Below are 20,045 nucleotides of genomic sequence, written 5' to 3' on the forward strand. Positions count from 1 at the left end.
AGTCCGCCGATGTACCACAGCGCCGTCTGCGAGAGCCCCGCGTAACCGTCGCCGGCGAACAGGGGTTTGCCCTTCAGCCACAGCGACTGGTGCGTGTGCATCCCGGAGCCGTTGTCGCCGAACAGCGGCTTGGGCATGAAGGTGACGGTCTTGCCATTGGCCCATGCGGTGTTCTTGACGATGTACTTGTAGAGCATCATGTTGTCGGCGGAGCGCACCAGCGAGTTGAACTTCAGGTCGATCTCGGTCTGCCCGCCGGTGGCCACCTCGTGGTGATGGCACTCCACCTCCAGGCCGCAGTTCTGCATGGTCATGGCCATCTCGGTGCGCAGGTCCTGGTAGTGGTCGGTGGGCGGCACCGGGAAGTAGCCTTCCTTGTAGCGCGGGCGGTAGCCCAGGTTGTTCTCCTTGCGTCCCGAGTTCCAGCGGCCTTCTTCCGCGTCGATGAAGTAGAAGCCGTGCTGCTCGCGCTGGTCGAAGCGCACGTTGTCGAAGATGAAGAACTCAGCCTCGGCGCCGAAGAAGGCGGTGTCGGCCATGCCCGTGGAGGCCAGGTACATCTCCGCCTTGCGCGCGATGTAGCGGGGGTCGCGGTCGTAGCGCTGCTTGGTGACCGGGTCGATCACGTCGGCCACCATCACCAGCGTAGGCACCTCGGTGAACGGGTCCTGCATGAACCACGCCGGGTCGGGCATGAGCAGCATGTCACTCTCGTGGATGGCCGCCCAGCCACGGATGGAGCTTCCGTCCATGCCGAAGCCCTCTTCGAACGAGGCCTCGCTGAACTGCTCGATGGGGAAGGAGACGTGGTGCCACAGGCCGGGAAGGTCGGTGAAGCGTAGGTCCAGAAGTTTGATGCCGTTCTTCTTGACGAACTCCATGACAGCTTTGGGGTCAGGCATGTTCGCTCAGCTCCTTGGCGCGGCTGCACTCCGCGCGGTTGGGGCGCCCGCGCCGCAGGCGGTCGTGCCGCCTCGGATTGGAGCGCCGGTGAATTGGCATGTGGAAGACGGGAGTCGGTTTCGAGGCCGGCCGTCAGCGCCGGCCCTCATCTTCTCAAGGTATCCGCCGCCGCCCGCGTTTGGGAAATTGATACTTTTTATGGGCGCGATAAGGAGGCTTTATCGCCGCTCAAGCCTCTTCCCTGCAACGGCTTGGGCCGTGGAAAACGTGCGCCCCCAGTGCCCCTCGCCTCCATACTTTTTATCGCGCGACAACCCGCTTTTATGAGACGCTGAGTGTCCCGCTTGAAACTTGAATCCTGAAACTCGAAACTAGAGTGGGAACCGGGAACTGGGAACTTCGCCATGGATTTCGACCAACTAGAAACGTTCCTCGAAGTCGCGCGGCACTCCAGCTTCTCCCGCGCCGCGGAGAAGCGTTTCCGCACCCAGCCCGCCATCTCCGCCCAGATCCGGGCGCTCGAAGAAGAGGTGGGCGGCAAGCTCTTCGACCGCTCCGGCGGAAAGGTGGCGCTCACCGCCGCCGGCAAGGCCTTCCAGAAGTACGCCGAGGAGACCCTGGAGCGCCGCCGCGCCATGCTCACCGCCCTGGCCGAGATGGAGCGCGTCCCCCGCGGCGAGATCGTGGTGGGGGCCAACGAGGCCACCTGCCTGCACATCCTTCCCGAGGTCTTCGCCGAGTTCAAGAAGCAGTACCCGGGGGTGGCGGTCAGCGTGAACCGCGCCGAGCGCGCCAAGATCCTGGAGTCCATCATCGACAACTCCGTGGACTTCGCCGTGGTCTCCCTTCCGGTGCAGGACAGCCGCATGACCGTGGTGCTCATCCACCGCGATGAGCTGGTGCTCATCGCCCCGCCCGCGCATCCCCTGGCCCGGCTCAAGGCCGCCGCCATCGAGGACGTGGTCAAGTTCCCCCTGCTGCTGCCCAAGCTGGGGCGCACCCGCGACGCCATCGAGGACCTCTTCCACGAGCGCCACCTCAAGCCCAACATTTCCATGGAGCTGGACTCCAGCGAATTGCTGAAGCGCTTCGTGGCCGCCGACGTGGGGGTGGGCTTCATCGCCCGCTCTACCGTGCTGGAGGACGTGCGCGCGGGGGTGCTGGCCGCCGTTCCCCTGGCCGACGCCCACATCCGCCGCGACCTCGCCCTGGTCTTCCGCAAGGACAAGGCGCTCAGCCGCGCTGCCCTCGCCTTCATCGACATCACCGTCAAGCTCAAGCAGCCCCAGGCCGCCAACCGCTGACCCGGCCCGGAGACAGAAAGGCCCGGCTCTCGCCGGGCCTCAGACTCCTGACAGCTGACTACTATCCCTGGATCTTCTTCAGCACTTCCTCCGCGGTCATGCTGCCCGCCGGCTCCTGCCAGAGCAGCATGCCCTGCTCGTCGACCAGGATCAGGGTGCGCTTGCTGACCGGCTTGCCGTCCTGCGAAGTCAGCAGGCCGTAGGCCTTGATGGCGGTGGTACCGGGATCGCTCAGGATGGAGAACTGCTTCTGTGCGGCCTTTTCCCAGGTCTGGTGGGAGAGGTCCTGGGTATCGGCGCTGATGGCCACGACCCGCGTCTTGGCGGCTTCGAAGTCCTTGCTATGCTGCGCGAACTCGCGCAGTTGCGCCATGCAGTGGGTTCAATAGTAGCCCTTATAGAAGACCAGCAGCACCTTCTGCCCGCGCAGCGAGGAGAGCTGCAGCGGTTTGCCGTCCTGGTCGTTGAGGGTGAAGTCGGGCGCCGCCTGGCCGGCGGCGAAGGTCCTGGAGAGCGAGGCTGGCCCCAGGCGGTTCCATGTCACCCATCCCGCCGCGGCCGCCAGCACCACCAGGAGCAGTGCTTTGCTCGCAGTTTTCATGCCCCCAAGATGCCAGATTCGCCCCGCGACCGCAATCCCCCGTCGCGCTCCCCGGCCGGGAGGATGAAAAATCCCCCCTAAGTAGTGAAACCTTTCGCTCGTCGCGCGAATCCATAGCAGCACGGGCCCGAGCCGGAGGCTCCCGCCCCGCGGTCCCCTCCCGGCCGCAAAGATTTCACAAAGGAGAAACAATGCGATCGCTCGCCCGTTCCCTGGTCCTCTCCCTGCTGGCGCTGCTGGTAGCCGCCAGCCTTACCCTGCCCGCGCTGGCCGGGGCCAAGCCCTCCACTTTCACCGGCGAGGTCGGCGACGCCATGTGCGGCGCCAAGCACGCGGGCGGAAACGCCGCCGAATGCACCCGCTCCTGCGTCAAGGAAGGCTCCGCCTACGCCCTGGTCGTCGGGGACAAGGTGTACAAGCTCAAGGGTGGCGACGCCGCCATGCTCGACAAGCTGGCGGGCGAGAAGGCCACCGTCACCGGCACGCTGGAGGGCGATACCATCACCGTCGCCTCGGTGGCTCCCGCCAAGTAAGACTTCCCTCCGGGCGGGGGCGCTGCCGCGCTCCCGCCTCTTTTTTTTCTCCGGCGCCCCCGCCCGCGCGTAGCGCTCCGCCCCGCAGAATTTTGCTGTCCGCCTTTCCCCCGCTGTGTTAGATTCTCCAATTCTCGAACCCATTCGACCTCTGGAGGGCTGACAGCTTTGGGCAAAGAGATGGTCCCCACCAAGATCTTTCTCACCAAGGGAGTGGGCAAACACAAGGAACGCCTGACCTCCTTCGAGCTGGCGCTGCGCGACGCCGGCATCGCCTCCCAGAACCTGGTGCGCGTCTCTTCCATCTTTCCCCCGAACTGCAAGCTCATCCCGCGCTCCCAAGGGCTGAAGTACCTGCACCACGGGGAAGTGGTCTTCGCGGTGGTGGCCGAGAACTCCACCCGCGAGCCCCACCGCCTGGTGGCCGCCTCCATCGGCCTGGCCATTCCCGCCGACCGCTCCACCTACGGCTACTTGAGCGAGCACCACTCCTTCGGTGAGACCGACGACGTGGCCGGCGACTACGCCGAGGAGCTGGCCGCCGAGATGCTGGCCACAACCTTGAACGTCGAGTTCGACCCCGACCGCTCCTGGGACGAGAAGAAGGAGATCTACCGCATCTCCAACAAGATCGTTCGCACCCTCAACAACACCCAGTCGGCGGTGGGCGACAAGCGCGGCCTCTGGACCACCGTCATCGCCTCCGCCATCATGATCTTCGGCTAGTATCGCCGGCGTCCCGCCGGCTGTCCTGCGGGCATCCTGCCCGCACCGTTTCCTTTGTGCCCGTCGTGATACCCTCGTGCCCTTTGTGGTTGGCTTTTCAAGACCTTCACCACAAAGGACACGAAGGCTTCACCAAGGTCACGACGCCCTGACTCCTGACCCCTGACTACTTTGCGAATGCCCCTGCTCCTTCTACAATCGCTGGCGCAAGGAGCACCCGTTGCTCGCCGCCTTCTTCCGCTTCACCGAACACGGCACCAGCCTTCGCCGCGAGACCATCGCCGGCCTCACCACCTTCATGACCATGTCCTACATCATCGTGGTCAACCCGGCGATCCTGCAGGCGGCGGGCATCCCCAAAGAGCCCTCCATGGTGGCCACCATCGTGACCGCCATCTTCGGTACCCTCATCATGGGGCTCTACGCCAACCGCCCCTTCGCCATCGCTCCCTACATGGGCGAGAACGCCTTCATCGCCTACAGCGTCTGCCAGCTCCTGGGCTATCACTGGCAGCAGGCCTTGGCCGCCATCTTCGTGGCCGGCGTGCTCTTCGTCTTCCTCACCGTGGTGCGGCTGCGCAAATGGCTGGTGGACGCCGTGCCGCCCGGCCTGCGCTACAGCTTCGCGGTGGGCATCGGCCTGTTCCTCACCTTCATCGGGCTGAACGAGACCGGCATCGTCGCTCTGGGCGTGGCCGGCGCCCCGGTGCGCACGGGCCATCTCACCGCTCCCGCCGTGCTGGTCGCCATCTTCGGCTTCCTGCTCATCGCCGTGCTCATGATCCGCAAGTTTCCCGGTGCCATCCTGGTGGGCATCGTGGTGACCGCCGGGCTCGCCTATCTCACCGGCGTGGCCGCTCCGCCTCACGCCCTGCTCAGCCTGCCTCCCAGCCCCGCATCCATCTTCCTCAAGCTCGACCTCCACGGACTGCTGAGTTGGGGGTTCTTTCCGGTGGTGCTAACCATCCTGGTGATGGCCTTCGTGGACACTATGGGCACGCTCATCGGGGTAAGCGCCCGCGCCGGCTTCCTCGACAAGGACGGCAACCTGCCCCAGATCGAGCGCTGCATGCTGGCCGACGCCCTGGCCACCACCTTCGCTCCCCTGGTCGGCACCACCACCGCCGGCGCCTACATCGAGTCGGCCACCGGGGTAGAGGCCGGAGGCCGCACCGGCTTCACCGCCGTGGTCACCGCCCTGTGTTTCGTGGCGGCGCTCTTCTTCTCGCCCTTCGTGGCCGCCATCCCCGCCCAGGCCTATGGCCCCGCCCTGATCGTCGTGGGCCTGCTCATGCTCGCCCCCATCACCCGCATCGACTTCCACGACTACACCGAACTCGTGCCTGCCTTCGCTGTCATCGGCCTGATGAGCTTCACCTACAACATCGGGGTGGGCATCACCGCCGGCTTCGTGCTCTATCCCTTTTTCAAGCTGGTCGCGGGACGCGCCCGCGAGGTCCGCGGCGGCCTCTGGGTCCTCGCCGCCCTCTCCCTGCTCTTCTTCATCTTCTACCCCTATAGTTAAAGCATTACTTTAAGTAGAGCCGGCGTCTCGCCGGCTGTCCGGCGGGCATCTTGCCCGCAGTGGTGGGCGGGCGTGTCGCCCCCGCTCAGTCAGGGAGCCCCGAACCTTGATGAGTGTCATCCTTCCGCCGACTGGAAGGAGGCGGGAGGATCTGACGACACCGCTTCCGCCGCCGCGATGGTTGCCCAGGCGGCATCGTCAGATCCTCCGCTCGGATGCGCCTCGCGAAGGATGACAGCCCCAAACAAAACGGGCGCGGCTCCCGCCGCGCCCTCTGGCCACTGACCACTGGCCACTGGTCACTTCTTTTTCTTATCCAGTCTCTCCAGCACCGCTGCCACGATCAGCGGCAGGCCCACGGTGGCGTCCACGAAGACCTCGCCGAACTTCCCGCCCTCCTCCTGCGGCACGAACTTCCCCCAGGAGATGGCCTCGCTGTAGGGGCTGCCCGACAGCCCGCCCCAATACACCGGCTCGGGGCAGATGCGCAGCCCGTAGTGGTAGCGCTTCAGGGGGACGTCCTCGCCCGCCCGCCGGTGCCGCAACTCCACGTAAGGCCCGAACTGCTGCGACCAGTTGCGCGGCACCCCGCCGCCGATGGTGAAGATCCCCAGCCGCTTCTCCGCCAGCAGGGTCTCGGCGAAGTGCTCCAGGTCCTCGAAGGGATCGAAGCGCAGCTTGGGATGGCCGTCGCGCGCGCGGATGCGGTTGGTCAGGGCCAGGTCCAGTCCCAGCTCGGAATCGGTGAACGCGGGCACGAAGACGGGCACGCCCTTCTCGTAGGCCGACTTCAGGATCCCCCGTCCCTTGACGTGCTTGTGCAGGTACTCGCCGATGGCCCGGTTCAGCTTCCACGAGCACAGGATCTCCTTGGCGTTCCACTTCTTGAGCACCTCGAAGACCACCGCCTCGATGTCGTCCAGGTTGCACTCCGGCTCGATGGTGTCGTAGACGCGGTTGTACCCGGCCTCATAGAGCTCCACGTCGCTCATCTTGGGGTCGGCGCGGAAGTGCGCCCGCCCGGTGGCTTCCACCAGCCCGTGCGCCATCAGCGCCCCGGTGGAGACGATGGCGTTCACGATGCCGCGGTCGATCAGCTCGGTGATGACCAGGCCCTGCTTGGCCACGGTCATGGCCCCCGCCAGGGTCATGACCACGAAGCAGTCTTTGTCGCGGGCCATGGCCTCCAGCACGTCCGCGGCCTCGCCCAGTTGCCGTCCGGTGAAGGCGGTGTCGGCCATGGCCCGCACCAGGTCGTCGATGGACTTGATCTTCCCTAGGTCCAGGGGATGGACCGGCGTCAGCTTGTCCGCCACCGGATCGTGCAGCTTGCGCTCCGTGCCTGTGCCCTCGTGGTTCCCCTTGTGCTTCAAGCCCTCACCTCGCTGAGACAGAACGATTTCGCTCGTCGACTCGAAATTGGAAAACTACAGTTTCCGCGCACTTCCGTCAACCGCTGAGAGCGGGGAGTCGGGACCCAGGGGTCAGGGGTCAGGAGTCAGGAAAGCTCTCGCGTGCACGGTTGTTGCTTGCGGGATTGTCATCCCGAGCGCAGCGAGGGATCTGCAGTTCCGATCACCCGATCGCCCGATGCCGCCTGCCCCTAACTACTAACTACTAACTACCAACTCCTAACTCCTGAGAAGCTCTCTGCTATCCTAGTCCGCGATGTCGGCAGAGAAGTTCACTATCGGCCTGGTCCAGATGTCGTGCGCGCCCGACCCGGCGCGCAACCTGGAGCACGCCCTCGAGATGGTGCGCGACGCCGCCCGCCGTGGCGCCCAGGTGGTCTGCCTGCCCGAACTCTTCCGCACCCAGTACTTCTGCCAGCGCGAGGACGCCGCGCTCTTCGATCTGGCCGAGCCCGTCCCCGGACCCACCAGCGAGCGCCTGGCCGCGCTGGCCCGCGAACTGCAGATCGTCCTCGTCGCCTCCCTCTTCGAGAAACGCGCCCGCGGCCTCTATCACAACACCGCCGCCGTCCTCGACGCCGACGGCTCGCTGACGGGCGTCTATCGCAAGATGCACATCCCCGACGACCCGCTCTACTACGAGAAGTTCTACTTCACCCCCGGCGACCTGGGCTTCCGCGCCTTCTCCACGCGCTGCGGCAAGCTCGGCGCCCTGGTCTGCTGGGACCAGTGGTATCCCGAGGGCGCCCGCCTCACCGCCCTGCAAGGCGCCAACGTGCTCTTCTATCCCACGGCCATCGGCTGGCACCCGGCGGAGAAGCAGGAGTTCGGCCGCGGCCAGCACGACGCCTGGCGCACCATCCAACGCGCCCACGCCATCGCCAACGGCGTGTACGTGGCCGTGGTCAACCGCGTCGGCCACGAGACCGGCGACATCCTGGGCAACGCCGCCCCCGGCCCCGGCCTCGAGTTCTGGGGCGGCTCCTTCGTCGCCGATCCCTTCGGCGCCGTCATCGCCGAGGCTTCGCACGACAAAGAAGAAGTCGTCCTCGCCGAGGTTGACCTGGCCAAGCTGGAGGACGTCCGCCGCAACTGGCCCTTCCTGCGCGACCGCCGCATCGACGCCTATGGCCCCATCACCCAGCGCCTGATCGACGACGAAATGACCCGATGATCCGATCTTCGATCACCCGATCACCCGATCACTCGATCGCCCGATACCCCGCCTCTCTCGGCTACCGCATGCCCGCCGAGTGGGAGCCGCACGCCGCCACCTGGCTGGCCTGGCCGCACAACCGCACCGACTGGCCCGGCAAGTTCGAGGCCATCCCCTGGGTCTATGCCGAGATCGTGCGCCACCTGGCCCGCGTCGAGCGAGTGCACATCCTGGTGAACGACGCCGCCCACCAGCTCCGCGCCCGCCAGGTGCTGGAGCGCTCCAGCGTCCCGCTCGCCCGGCTCAGCTTCCACCGCTTCCCCACCAACCGCGGCTGGACCCGCGACTCCTGCCCCATCTTCCTGGTGGACGGACGTCGCCTCGCCCTCACCAAGTGGCGCTTCAACGCCTGGGCCAAGTATCCCGACTGGCGCAAGGACGAAGCCGCCGCCCGTCGCGTCGCCCGCTTCACCAAGCTTCCCGCCTGGTTTCCGACGTCGGAGATCGCCGGGAAGCAGCGCCCCGTCGTGCTCGAAGGCGGCTCCATCGACGTCAACGGCCGCGGTCTCCTGCTCACCACCGAGGAGTGCCAGCTCTCCCGCACCCAGCAGCGCAATCCCGGCCTCAGCCGCCGCGGCTTGGAAAAGGTCTTCGCCGATTACTTGGGGATCCGCAAGGTCATCTGGCTGAAGCGCGGCATCGTGGGCGACGACACTCACGGCCACGTCGACGACATCGCCCGCTTCGTCTCCCCTTCGACCGTGGTCGCCGCCGTCGAGCGCAATCGCCGCGACCCCAACTACACGCCCCTGCAGGCCAACCTGCGCCGCCTGCGCGCCGCCACCGACCTCGCAGGCCGCCGCCTCCACGTGGTCGAACTGCCCATGCCCGCGCCGGTCGTCTTCCGCGGCCAGCGCCTCCCCGCCAGCTACGCCAACTTCTACATCGCCAACCGCCTCGTCCTGGTTCCCACCTTCGACGATCCTAACGACCGCCTCGCCCTCAGGTTGCTCTCCGGCCTCTTCCCCGGCCGCCAGGTCGTCGGCATCCACTGCCTGGATTTGGTCTGGGGCCTGGGCACCATCCACTGCATGACCCAGCAGCAGCCCGCGGGATGACCCGATTTCACGTTTCAAGTATCACGTTTCACGCTTGTCATCCCGAGCGCGCAGCGAGGGATCTGCAGTTCCGATCACCCGATCGCCCGATTACAATGACTCTGCCAATGTCCTCCGACGAACTCTGGATGGAAGAAGCCCTGCGCGAGGCGCTGCGCGCGCAGGCAGCGGGCGAGGTGCCGGTGGGCGCAGTGGTCGTGTGCGAGGGCCGCATCGTCGGCCGCGGCGCCAACCGCAACCTCACCGACCACGATCCCGCCGCCCATGCCGAGGTCCTGGCCCTGCGCCAGGCCGGTGCCGCGCTGGGCAACCACCGCTTGGAGGGCTGCGAGATGTTTGTTACCATCGAGCCGTGCGCCATGTGCGCCGGCGCGCTGGTGCACGCGCGCCTGAAGCGCCTGGTGTATGGCGCAGAGGACCCCAAGGCGGGCGCGGTCCACTCCGTCCTCCAGGTCCTCAACCACCCCAGCCTGAACCACAAGATGGACGTGACCTGGGGCGTGCTGGGAGGCCGCTGCGCCGAGCTCTTGCAGACGTTTTTCCGCGAGCGCCGCGCCCAGCAGCGGACTTAGTTTCGCTTTGGGAGGTTTTTCTGAGTACTGAGTACTAGGGCCTGAGTACTGAGTACTAGGTACTGAATACTGACTGGCAACTGGCCACTGACCACTGGCCACTGCTTTTCTGACGCGGAGAGGTGCGTGAGTGGTTGAAACGAGCCGCCTCGAAAGCGGCCATACCTGAAAGGGTATCGGGGGTTCGAATCCCTCCCTCTCCGCCATCCTTCTTCTGACTACTGAGTACTAGGTACTGAGTACTTTCTTCCGGAACGCCGGCCCCTCCCGCACCAAGAAGTAGAGGATCACTCCCATCAGAATGACCGCCGGCGTCATGTAGATCCACATGGGCGGCATGGGGAAGTTCCCCGGCGGGCGCATGACCGCGGGAAAGCGGCTCCACACCGTCTCCATCAGCGCGTCCATGCGTCCCGGCAGGGCCATGGTGGCGGCGTTGATCATGCCGAACAGGTAGAGGGCGATGGCCGCCCAGCGGCTCCAGGGGCGCAGCTTCAGCAGCCCCGCTCCGATGGCCAGGTGCGCCAGGCTGAATCCGAGATAGAAGGCCACCCCGCCCCAACCCGCCACCCGCCACCCGAAGACATAGGCCGGGAAGCGCAGTAGCAACGCGACCGGGAAATTGATCGCCCCCAGCAGGATGAGCACCGCGATGATGGTGATGCTCACCGGACGTCCCTGGGCCACGCCCACCCGCGCCACCGCTGCAGCCGCGGGACTCCCGCCCGCCGGCGCCGCGCCCTTCGCGCCCGCGAACTGCGCCTTCACGTTCTCCCGCGTGAACAGCCAGAGCCACCACGCTCCCAGGGCCAGCAGCAGGAAGTAGAAGGCGGAGAGCCCCACGCGCACTCCCGCCATCACCCGCGCGAACTCGGCCGGTGGATGCGGCGGCGCGGGGAAGGGCATGAGCAGGATGACGAAGCCGGCGGTGAATCCCATCAGGCACAGGAACCCCGCGAAGATGAGCACCGAGATGCGCGCCCAGCGCCGCAGCCGCAGCAGGTCCACCCCGGTGGCGATGCCTAGCACGGCCACCACTCCGAACATCGCCGCCTCCACCAGCAGCAGCGGCCGCAGCGCCGCCAGCCGCGGGTCGCTCTCCATCCAGCCGAGGGCCGCGATCCCCAGCCCCAGCAGCAGCGTCAGCCCCGAGCCCAGCAGCACGGTCCCCGCCGCGATGGTCACGCCCATGGACCGCTTCATAAGTCCTCTCCGCCGCCGAGTGTAGCCGTCCGGCCGCTGCGTGTCACGCCCGCCGCCCCCGGCCGTCACTTTTCCCGTCCAACGGCCCCGTTTTGGGGCTACACTCTACTCAACCTTCCTATGTCCCCCCGTAAAGGCAACGACAGCTTCGGGCTCCGCCCCAACCAATTGCCGGGCGCGCGCCAGGTTTCGCGCTGCGCCCAGTGCGGCGTGGTGCTGCCGGCCCTGGGCGACCTGCCCGCGCAGTGCCCCAAGTGCGCCGCCGCCCTGCACTCCTGCCAGCAGTGCACCCACTTCGATCCCTCCGAGCGCTTCGAGTGCCGTCAGCCCGTCCCCGAGCGCGTCACCCCGAAGGATGCCGCCAACGCCTGCACCTTTTACGAGATCCGGGTGAGCGTGGAGCGCGAGACCACCACCGGCATCAGCTCCGCCGGGCGCACTCCCGCCGACGCCCGCAAAGCCTTCGACGACCTCTTCAAGAAGTGAGCCGTGCCTCCGCGTTGACTTGCCGCGCGGCCGCGGCCTAAGATGCGCGGCCAAGGTCGGGCATGATCGGCAGCAACCTGTCGCATTACCGGGTCATCGAGAAGATCGGCGCCGGCGGCATGGGTGTGGTCTTTCGCGCCCACGACCAGCATCTCGACCGCGACGTCGCCCTCAAGGTCCTGCCCCAGGGCGCGCTCGCCGACGAGGAGGCCCGCTCCCGCTTCCGCCAGGAGGCCCTGCTGCTCTCCCGCCTCAGCCATCCCAACATCGCTACCGTCTTCGACTTCGACACGCAGCAGGGCGTGGACTTTCTGGCCATGGAGCTCATCCCGGGGATGACCTTGGCCGACCGGCTGCTGCGCGGGCCGCTTCCCGAGCGCGATCTGGCGGAGCTGGGCGCCCAGGTGGCCGACGCCCTGCAGGAGGCCCACGAGCACGGCATCCTGCACCGCGACCTGAAGCCCGGCAACGTCATGGTTTCGCCCCGGGGCGCGGTCAAGGTGCTCGACTTCGGACTGGCCAAGGCGCTGCGCCCGGCCGACTCCGACCTCACCCAGAGCCTGACCGATCCTCAAGCCGTCGCCGGCACCCTGCCCTACATGGCCCCCGAGCAGGTCCTGGCGGAGAAGGCGGACGCGCGCACCGACCTCTATGCCCTGGGCGCGCTGCTCTATGAGGCGGCCACCGGCCGCCGCCCCTTCCCCGAGACCCAGAGTTCCCGCCTGGTGGACAACATCCTGCACCAGCCCCCGCTCTCGCCGCGGGCCCTCAACCCGCGCCTTACCCCCGAACTGGAGCGCATCATCCTGAAGTGCCTGGAGAAGGACCCCGGGCTGCGCTACCAGTCGGCGCGCGAAGTCGCGGTGGACCTGCGCCGGCTGGGGCGCGGCGCCAGTTCCTCCGCCGCGGTTGCCCTTCCCGTGCCTCAACGCGGCAGGTTGGGCCGCAAGGTGGCCTATGCCGGCGCGGCCGTCGTGGTTGTTGTGGCGGCCGCTCTCCTCGTGCGGCTGGCGCGCCGCCCTCCAGCGCCCACGGCCACCTCCTCCGCTCCCATGGCGGTCGCGGTCCTGCCCTTCCAGAACGTGGGCGCCGACCACAATCTGGATTTTCTGGGTCTGGCTGTCCCCGACGAGCTGGTCACCACCCTCAGCTACGTTCCTGCGCTGGCCGTGCGTCCCTTCTCCCAGACGCAGAAGTACCAGGCAGCGGGCACAGACCTTCAGGCCGCCGGGCGCGATTTGCACGTGCGCAACGTCGTCACCGGACACTATCTCGAGCAAGGCAGCCGCATCAGCGTCACCCTGGAGATGGTGGAAGTGGAGAACAACCGCGTGATGTGGCGCGAGACGGTCAGCGGCCCGGCCAAGGATCTCATCTCCCTGAAGGAACAGATCACGGCGCGGGTGCGCCAGGAGCTGCTGCCCCTGCTGGGGGCCTCTGCCAGCGCCTCCGGTTCGACGCCGCGCAACCCCGAAGCCTACGACCTCTACCTGCGCAGCCTGGCGCTCTCCCGCGACAACGTGCCCAACAAGCAGGCCATCGCGCTGCTGGAGCGCTCGCTTCAGCTTGACCCTGACTACGCCCCCGCCTGGCTTGCCCTGGGCAGGCGCTGCAGGCGTGACGCTGCCTACGGAGAGGGAGGCGAAGCGCAATACCAGCGCGCCCTGCCCGCCTTCCAGCGCGCCCTGCAGCTCGATCCCAATCTGACGGAGGCTGCCGCGCGCCTCATCGAACAGCGCGTCGAGAGGGGCGAACTGAATGAAGCCTACGACCAGGCCAGCGAACTGGTGCGCCGCCGCCCCGATAGTGCCCAGGCCCACTTCACCCTCTCTTACGTTCTGCGCTACACCGGGCTGAACGAGGAGGCGGGACGGGAATGTGATACCGCCCTGGCACTCGATCCCGGCTCTTCCGATTGGGTGACCTGCAGCTTAGCTTTTATCCTGCTGGGGCGCTATGACCGCGCTCGCGACTTCCTCCAGACTGGTGCCGGGTCGGAATGGGTGAACGTAGTCAACTTTGACTTCACCATACGCACCGACCCCTCCCCCACCACTCTGCGCGCCGTAGTGGAGCGAGTCCCCGCCGGCGGTGGCTGGGGCAAGCCCTTCTTCGAGGCTTGCATCAATCATCGTGGGAGCGCGGAGCTCGACTCCGCGGCCGCCTCCCTGGTCGATGCCCACGACTCCGAACCTTCCTACTGGTTAGGCGGCGAGCTCGCCTTCTGTGGGCGCCGGGGTGCGGCCCTCCGGATGCTCCGTGACGCTATCGCACGCGGCTATTGCGCCTATCCCGCCCTGGACCGCGACCCGGTCCTCGCCAGCCTGCGCGCCCTCCCCAGCTTCGCCGAGATCCGCAGCCAGGCCATGCAGTGCCAGAAGAACTTTCTCGACCATCGCATCGCAAAGGGCGGGGCCCGGCTTCGCTGATCGCCGCTTATCGGTGGGACCACTCCGTCCGCAAGGCCGGTGGATGCGTCAGGGTCTGCATGACCACGCAGTACTGCTCGGTTTTCTCCTGTAGCGCGCGCACCTGCTCGGGCGTGGCCGCCGGCGCCACAATCTGGAAGCGCACCCGGATTGCGGGAAAGCCGACGGGCACGTCGCGCGCCAGCCCCAATGTCCCCCGCAGGTCCAAGTCTCCCTCCACCGTGACCTCGATGCGCTCGGTGGGGATGCCCATGGCCGTGGCCACCATCTGGCAGGTGAGCTGGGCGCAGGCGGCCAGCGCTCCCAGCAGCAGGTCGCCGGAGCAGGCGCCCGTCCCCGCCCCGCCCACTCCTTTGTGCGCCTGCGCCTCATAGACGGCCCGGCCGATGTCCACCGAGCAGGCGATGGGGGCGCCGCTCTGGCTGCCCTTGGCGGTCAGGGTGATGCGCGAGCTCTCCGGCTGGCTGCGGTACTGCTCCTTCAACGGCTTCTGGATCGATCGAAGGTCCATCCCGGTTTCCTTCCTGGACTGCCTGTGAATCTCTTGAGCACCATCCCCCACCCTGCTAGCATCAATACCTTCGGGGAGGAAACGCATGCCCAAGTTCGTGATCGAGCGCGAGATCCCCGGGGCCGGCAACATGACCGACGCCGAGCTGCAGGAGGTCTCGCGCAAGTCGGTGAACGTGCTCAAGGCCATGGGCCCGGACATCCAGTGGCTCCACAGCTACGTCACCGGCGACAAGATCTACTGCGTCTATCTCGCTCCCGACGAGGCCACCATCCGCGAGCACGCTCGCCGCGGCGGCTTCCCCGCCAATCGCATCTCCGCCGTGCGCCGCCTCATCGATCCCGGGACCGCGGAGTAAGCCCGCTCACCCTTGGGCCGGCCCGGCCTGCGCTTCCGCTATGGCCTGCTCTACCGGCAAGGCCCACCCCTCCAGCCACGCCGAAGTGCCGCTGGCATGGTCCAGCGCGGCGCGCGCGGACGCCAGCGTCGTTTCCAGCGCTGCCCGCTCGGGTGGCGTCAGAGCCGCGCCGATGGCATGGCGCAACGCCGCCGCCGCCCCCGCCAGCCGCAGCGCCCGTTCCGCCTGCCCCTGCGCCCCCGCCGACGCCGCAAAGCACTCCAGCAGCCGCGCCACCCCGCGCTTGTGCCCCAACTCCTGGAACACCTTCAGGCTCTCGCCGTACAGGGCATGCGCCCCCGCGTAGTCCCCTTGCCCCTGGGCCAGACCCCCGAGATCGGCCAGCGCCCCGGCGACGCCCCAGAGGTCGCCCGACTCGCGGAAGGCGGTCAGGCTGGCCTCGTAGAGAGAGCGCGCGCCGGCGGCATCGCCCTGGTCGCGCGCCACGTCTCCCAGGTGGTCGAGCGACCAGGCCACGCCGCCGCGGTCACCCAATTCCCGGAAGGCCGCCATGCACTCCTGGTAGAGGCTGCGGGCGTGCTCGTAATCCCCCTGCAGCCGGACCACGTTGGCCAGATTGCTCAGGGCGCGGGCCACCGCCTGCGGGTCGCCCGCCTCCCTCCACACCGCCAGGCTCTCCTCGAAGAGGGCGCGCTCGCTGGCCACGTCCTCGCGGTCGCGCGCATTCACCGCCAGCGCGTTCAGGGAAACCGCGATGCCCTGCTTGTCCCCCAACTGGCGCGCCATCGCCAGGCTTGCTTCCATCAGGCGCTGGTTAGAGGCGTAGTCGCCCTGCGACCCCGCCAGTACCCCGGCGGCGAACAGCGCCCGCGAGCGCGCCTTGCTGGCCGCGGCGCCCGCCGGACCCAGCGCCCGCGCCAGCTGCTCGCGCCCCTCGCTGAGGTAGTCTCGCCGCTCCCAGAAGTGGAAGAGTGCCGCTCCCAGCCGCAGGCACCACTCCGCCTGGCCGCTCGCGGCCAGCCAGTCCAACGCGCCGCGAAGATTGTCGTGCTCGCTTTCCAGGTGGTCGAGGCGTTCCGCCTGGCCCGCCTCAGCGGCAGCATCGGCGGCGTCCAGCTCCTCCGCCAGCACCAGGCAGTAAGCGGCGTGCGCCCGGCGGGTCGCCGCCTCCTCGCCTTGGGCGGCAAGGTGCTCGAGAGCGTATTCGCGCACCGTCTCCAGCATGAGGAAGCGGGGCTCCCCGCCCTCCTGCTCCTGCTGCTGCACCAGGCTCTTGTCCACCAGCGAGGCCATGCCCTCCAGGATGTCCACGCCCAGGTCGCTCTTGGTGTCGCACGCCGCCTCCGCGGCTTCCAGGGTGGCGCCGCCGGCGAAGACCGCCAGCCGGCGAAAGAGCTTCTGCTCGGCGGGAGTCAGTAATTCGTAGCTCCAGTCCATGGCGCCGCGCAGGGTCTGCTGGCGTGCGGGCAGGTCGCGGGCTCCCCCGGTCAGCAATTGCAGCCGGCTCTCCAGGCGGGTGCGCATGGCCGCCGGCGAGAGCAGCTTGACCCGCGCCGCCGCCAGCTCGATGGCCAGCGGCAGGCCGTCCAGCCGCTCGCAGATCTCGGCCACGGCGCCGGCATTGTCGCCGCTCAGAGTGAAGTCGGGCTTGACCGCCCGCGCCCGCTGCACGAACAAGGCCACCGCCGGGCACTGCGCCAGCGCCTCCGGGCTGAGCCGCGCGCGGGCCTCGGGCAGCGCCAGCGCAGGCACGGGGAACTCGTGCTCCCCGGAGAGATGCAGGGCCGCCCGGCTGGTCACCAGGATCTTCAGGCTCCCGCCCAAGGCCAGCAGTTCGGCCACCAGCGGCGCCGCCGCCAGCAGGTGCTCGAAATTGTCGAAGACCAGCAGCAGGGGCGCGCGCAGGCTCTCCTGCAGATACCTCTTCAGCTCCTCCTGCGGCGACCGCCCGCTGCTCTCCCGCAGCCCCAGCGTCTGCGCGATCACCGAAGCGATCAGCCGGAGATCGCTCACTCCCGCCAGGGGCACGAAGTAGACGCCCGCGGGAAAGCGGGGCTCAAGCGCGCGCGCCACCTCGAGCGCGAGACGCGTCTTCCCGATGCCGCCGGGGCCGGTCACCGTCACCAGCCGCACCTCCGCTCCCAGCAGGAGCTCGCTCGCGGCCGCGACCTCGCGCTCCCGCCCCACCAGAGCGGTGGAAGCGACGGGCAGGTTGCTGGGCCGGCGGGCCTCGGGCGACTCTTGCGGCAGGTCGGCAAGACGGTCGCGCAGCGCGGCCACTTCCCGCGCCAGGTCGCGGGTCGAGACATAGCGCTCCTTGGGGTCCTTGGCCAGGCAGCGCTCCGTCATCCAGCACAGCGGCGCCGGCAGAGCGGGGTTGCGCGCCCGCATGGGCTCGGGCTCTTCCCGGATGATCGCCGCCATGGTCTCGGCGGTGGTGTGGCGCTGGAAGGCGCGGCTCCCCGTCACCATCTCGTAGAGCATCAGCCCGAAGGAGAACTGGTCGGAGCGGAAGTCCAGGGGCTGGCCGCCGGCCTGCTCCGGGGACATGTACGCCGCCGTTCCCATCACCGCTCCCGGCGAGGTGGCGAATCCCTGGGTGGAGATCTGCGAGACACCCGGGAGGCTGGGCGCGGCCGGCTTGGCCAGCCCGAAGTCGAGGATCTTCACCGGACCCTCGCGCGGTACGATCACGTTCTCGGGCTTCAGGTCGCGATGCACGATGCCCGACTCGTGCGCCTTGGCCAGGCCTTCGGCGACCTGCGCCGCCACCTCCAGCGCCTTGCGCAGCGGCAGCGGTCCGCGCTCCAGCTTCTGCCGCAGCGTCTCGCCCTCCACCAGCTCCATGGCGATGTAGTGGATGGAGTCGGCCTGCGCCAGCTCGTAGATGGTGACGATGTTGGGGTGATTGAGGGCGGAGGCCGAGCGCGCCTCCTGCTCGAAGCGCTCCCGCCCCGTCCGCCCGTAGGCGAGCGCGTCGGGCAGGACCTTGAGCGCTACTTCGCGGCCCAGGCGGGTGTCGCGGGCGCGGTAGACTTCTCCCATCCCGCCCGCTCCCAGGACGCCGGTGATCTCATAGTGCCCTAGCCTGCTCCCTGCCTGAAGCGCCATTCCCCCACCGCGACGAGTGCAAGCAGTATAGTCCGCCCCTTCGGGCGGTGTCATCCCGCCGGCGACCCCCGGGGGAAAGGCTCAATGCGACCCGCCCGCGGTCGCGTTCAGCACGATGGTGAGCGGCACGGGATGTTCGGGCGGCACGTAGCGGTTGACCAGGAAGCGTTTCCCGTCCGGCGCCACGTCGTAGGTGAACAAATCGGTGGAGGAGATGGGCGCGCGTCCGTGGATGCGGAACAAGGAGTTGGCTGCCCCGGTCGCGATCCCCTCGGCGCCGGCGCTCAGCGGCACCGCCGTTAGCATCCCCGTGGGGGCGATGTAGAAGATCTCCTTGCCGTCGCGGCGCCAGCGCGGTTCGGTACCTCCGCCGGTCGACACCTGCCACTTCCCTGCCGCCCCGGGAAAGGTGGTCACGTAGATCTCCCACTGCCCGGACTCATCCGACGCATAGGCCACCCACTTCCCGTCCGGCGAGATCTGCCCGTTGGTCTGGTTGCCGCTCGCCTTCAGGAAGGGCGTCGACTTTCCGGTCGCTACCTCCACCAGCACCAACTGGGAGCCGCCCGCCGCCGACAACGCCGTGCCCAGGATCTGCTGGTCGTCCGCCGACCAGGAGTTGGGGATAAGGTCGCCATTCAGGTCGCCACGGGCCAGGATGCGCGGCGCGCCCACCCCGCTGGCCGGCTTGAGGTTGATGTCCGGGACCGTCTCCACTCCACGGTAGGCGATGGTTCTCCCGTCCCGCGACCACACCCCATCCGCTTCCTCGGAGGTACCGAAGGTGAAGTGCGAGGTGGTACCCCGGGCCGCATCCTGGATCCACAGGTTCACGCTGTTGGCTTTCAGGTCGTTGATGTCCACCGCCACCCGGTTGCCGTCGGGAGCGATGGCCGGGTTGGCCACGATGCCCGGGCTCCCCAGCGTGCCCGCTTCCTTGCCGGTACGGTCATACCACGTGAGCTGCGAGAGCGCCGCTCCCGGGTTGCTGTCATAGACCAGCGTCCCGTTGTCGGCCACGGTCAAGTTGGCGAGCAGGGTGGAGGGTGAGTAATCCACCGCCGGAGCCTCCACTTGCGGCGCCCCGCCTAGCTTTCCCGCGCTCACCTCCAGCGGAGCCGCCATCAGCACCGCTTTCGGGTCCAGGTAGAACAGCGAGCCCGCCCCGAAGGTCCCGCTGGCACTCGCATTCACCAGCAGCCTCCGTTCCTTGCTGCCCAGCGTCCCGAGGTAGATCCCATTGTCGGGACCCACGGGCGCAGAGAAGCTCACGCCGAGGAACAAATAATGCCGGCCGTCGGGCAGGAAGCTGACCCAGCGATGCGAGTTCTCGTCCCCACGCTGCACCGTCTCCGGTGCCGCTCCCGAGCCGTCGGGCTTCACCCGCCAGATCGGACCGCCGATCTCGGGCGTGTAGAGGATCACTCCCTGGCTGCCCCAGCTCGCGCCCCGCCCATGTCCGGCGGTGGCCAGTGCCACGGCAGGGCCGCCCCCCACGGCGATCTTTCTCAGCTTGCCCCCGGCGAAGAAGGCCAGCGCCGTGTTGTCGGGCGACCACGCCGGATAGCTCGCGCCCTCCGTTCCCGGCAGTTCGCGCGCCTCTCCGCCGCCCACCCGCTGCACGAAGATCATGCTGGCGCCCGTCTCCGCGTCGGGCGAGACGAAGGCCAGCAGGCTGCCGTCCCGGGAAAGGGCCATGGAATACACTTCGCCGTTCACTGGGATAGCGAACTGCATGCGCTGCGGAGCCGGGCTCCGGCTCATCAGCAGAAAGGTCCCCACCAGCGCCAGCACCACCACGACTCCCGCTCCCGCCCACGCTTGCCACTTGCGCCGCGGCGCCCCCAGCCGCACTCCGCTCCCGATCCCCGTCCCCGACAGCGCCCCCAGCGCGAACTCCAGGTCGTGGGCCGACTGGAAGCGGTCGCCGGGGCGCTTTTCCAGGCAGTGCTGCACCACCCGCGCCACCCCCGGCGCCACCCGCAGATTGGCCTCGCTCAGCTCGGGCGGATCTTCCTTCAGGATGGCGTTCATGGTCTCCACCGAGGAGTCGCTCTGGAAGGCCACCTTGCCGCTCAGCATCTCGTAGAGCACCGC

The 20,045-nt window shown here is 68.1% G+C and carries 16 protein-coding genes, 1 tRNA gene and 1 pseudogene; 11 read left to right on the top strand and 7 right to left on the bottom strand.

The genetic code is table 11. The features are described from left to right. Positions 1-902: glutamine synthetase beta-grasp domain-containing protein (locus VEG08_11195; protein HXZ28549.1), on the bottom strand; the 902-nt coding region annotated here is incomplete at its 3' end. Positions 903-1,307: 405 nt separating this feature from the next. Between VEG08_11195 and VEG08_11200 the strand changes: the two genes are divergently transcribed. Further along, positions 1,308-2,207 carry a LysR family transcriptional regulator gene (locus VEG08_11200; protein HXZ28550.1) on the top strand — a complete coding sequence of 300 codons (900 nt, stop codon included), beginning with the start codon at positions 1,308-1,310 and terminating at the stop codon, positions 2,205-2,207. Between the two features lie 61 nt (positions 2,208-2,268). Here VEG08_11200 and VEG08_11205 read toward each other — a convergent pair. Continuing rightward, positions 2,269-2,691: pseudogene (locus VEG08_11205) on the bottom strand (peroxiredoxin family protein). A gap of 308 nt (positions 2,692-2,999) precedes the next feature. Between VEG08_11205 and VEG08_11210 the strand changes: the two are divergent. From VEG08_11210 to VEG08_11220, 3 genes are all read left to right on the top strand, one after another. Continuing rightward, entirely contained in the window at positions 3,000-3,341 is a 342-nt protein-coding gene (locus tag VEG08_11210) for a hypothetical protein (protein ID HXZ28551.1), read from the top strand. 180 nt (positions 3,342-3,521) lie between these two features. Further along, positions 3,522-4,067, top strand: a complete 546-nt coding sequence (locus VEG08_11215) for an arginine decarboxylase, pyruvoyl-dependent (protein ID HXZ28552.1) — start codon at positions 3,522-3,524, stop codon at positions 4,065-4,067. Between the two features lie 220 nt (positions 4,068-4,287). Then, the gene (locus VEG08_11220) at positions 4,288-5,592 is read left to right on the top strand and encodes an NCS2 family permease (GenBank protein ID HXZ28553.1); all 1,305 of its coding nucleotides are present in this window, start codon (positions 4,288-4,290) and stop codon (positions 5,590-5,592) included. Between the two features lie 299 nt (positions 5,593-5,891). Here the strand turns inward: VEG08_11220 and VEG08_11225 are convergent, their stop codons facing one another. Further along, complete coding sequence (locus VEG08_11225; GenBank protein ID HXZ28554.1) at positions 5,892-6,965, bottom strand: deoxyhypusine synthase family protein; 1,074 nt, start codon at positions 6,963-6,965, stop codon at positions 5,892-5,894. A gap of 295 nt (positions 6,966-7,260) precedes the next feature. On the opposite strand from VEG08_11225, the gene VEG08_11230 reads away from it, so the two are divergent. The 4 genes from VEG08_11230 (at position 7,261) to VEG08_11245 (ending at position 10,056) form a co-directional block, all read left to right on the top strand. After that, positions 7,261-8,178: a carbon-nitrogen hydrolase gene (locus VEG08_11230; GenBank protein HXZ28555.1), complete on the top strand. Its 918-nt coding sequence runs from the start codon at positions 7,261-7,263 to the stop codon at positions 8,176-8,178. A gap of 68 nt (positions 8,179-8,246) precedes the next feature. Beyond that, entirely contained in the window at positions 8,247-9,278 is a 1,032-nt protein-coding gene (locus VEG08_11235) for an agmatine deiminase family protein (protein HXZ28556.1), read from the top strand. 107 nt (positions 9,279-9,385) lie between these two features. Continuing rightward, positions 9,386-9,850, top strand: a complete 465-nt coding sequence (tadA, locus tag VEG08_11240) for a tRNA adenosine(34) deaminase TadA (protein HXZ28557.1) — start codon at positions 9,386-9,388, stop codon at positions 9,848-9,850. Positions 9,851-9,966: 116 nt separating this feature from the next. Then, positions 9,967-10,056: transfer RNA gene (locus VEG08_11245), tRNA-Ser, on the top strand. A 22-nt stretch (positions 10,057-10,078) separates the two neighbouring features. Here the strand turns inward: VEG08_11245 and VEG08_11250 are convergent. Next, on the bottom strand, positions 10,079-11,053 hold the full coding sequence (locus VEG08_11250) for a hypothetical protein (GenBank protein HXZ28558.1): 975 nt from the start codon (positions 11,051-11,053) through the stop codon (positions 10,079-10,081). A 120-nt stretch (positions 11,054-11,173) separates the two neighbouring features. Here VEG08_11250 and VEG08_11255 point away from each other — a divergent pair, with 120 nt between their 5' ends. Together VEG08_11255 and VEG08_11260 are read left to right on the top strand one after the other, a co-directional pair. Next, entirely contained in the window at positions 11,174-11,539 is a 366-nt protein-coding gene (locus tag VEG08_11255) for a hypothetical protein (GenBank protein HXZ28559.1), read from the top strand. A 62-nt stretch (positions 11,540-11,601) separates the two neighbouring features. After that, the gene (locus VEG08_11260; protein HXZ28560.1) at positions 11,602-13,968 is read left to right on the top strand and encodes a protein kinase; all 2,367 of its coding nucleotides are present in this window, start codon (positions 11,602-11,604) and stop codon (positions 13,966-13,968) included. A 7-nt stretch (positions 13,969-13,975) separates the two neighbouring features. On the opposite strand, the gene VEG08_11265 is transcribed toward VEG08_11260, so the two are convergent. Next, on the bottom strand, positions 13,976-14,479 hold the full coding sequence (locus VEG08_11265) for an OsmC family protein (protein HXZ28561.1): 504 nt from the start codon (positions 14,477-14,479) through the stop codon (positions 13,976-13,978). A gap of 85 nt (positions 14,480-14,564) precedes the next feature. Between VEG08_11265 and VEG08_11270 the strand changes: the two genes are divergently transcribed. Continuing rightward, the gene (locus tag VEG08_11270; GenBank protein ID HXZ28562.1) at positions 14,565-14,837 is read left to right on the top strand and encodes a DUF4242 domain-containing protein; all 273 of its coding nucleotides are present in this window, start codon (positions 14,565-14,567) and stop codon (positions 14,835-14,837) included. A gap of 6 nt (positions 14,838-14,843) precedes the next feature. Here VEG08_11270 and VEG08_11275 read toward each other — a convergent pair whose 3' ends face one another. Both VEG08_11275 and VEG08_11280 read right to left on the bottom strand, forming a co-directional pair. Next, positions 14,844-18,002, bottom strand: coding sequence for a protein kinase (locus tag VEG08_11275; protein HXZ28563.1), 3,159 nt, complete (start codon positions 18,000-18,002; stop codon positions 14,844-14,846). A 27-nt stretch (positions 18,003-18,029) separates the two neighbouring features. Further along, on the bottom strand, positions 18,030-20,045 hold a 2,016-nt coding region (locus VEG08_11280), incomplete at its 5' end, for a hypothetical protein (GenBank protein ID HXZ28564.1).

The sequence above is a fragment of the Terriglobales bacterium genome, from assembly GCA_035624475.1.
GTDB lineage: Bacteria > Acidobacteriota > Terriglobia > Terriglobales > Acidobacteriaceae > DASPRL01.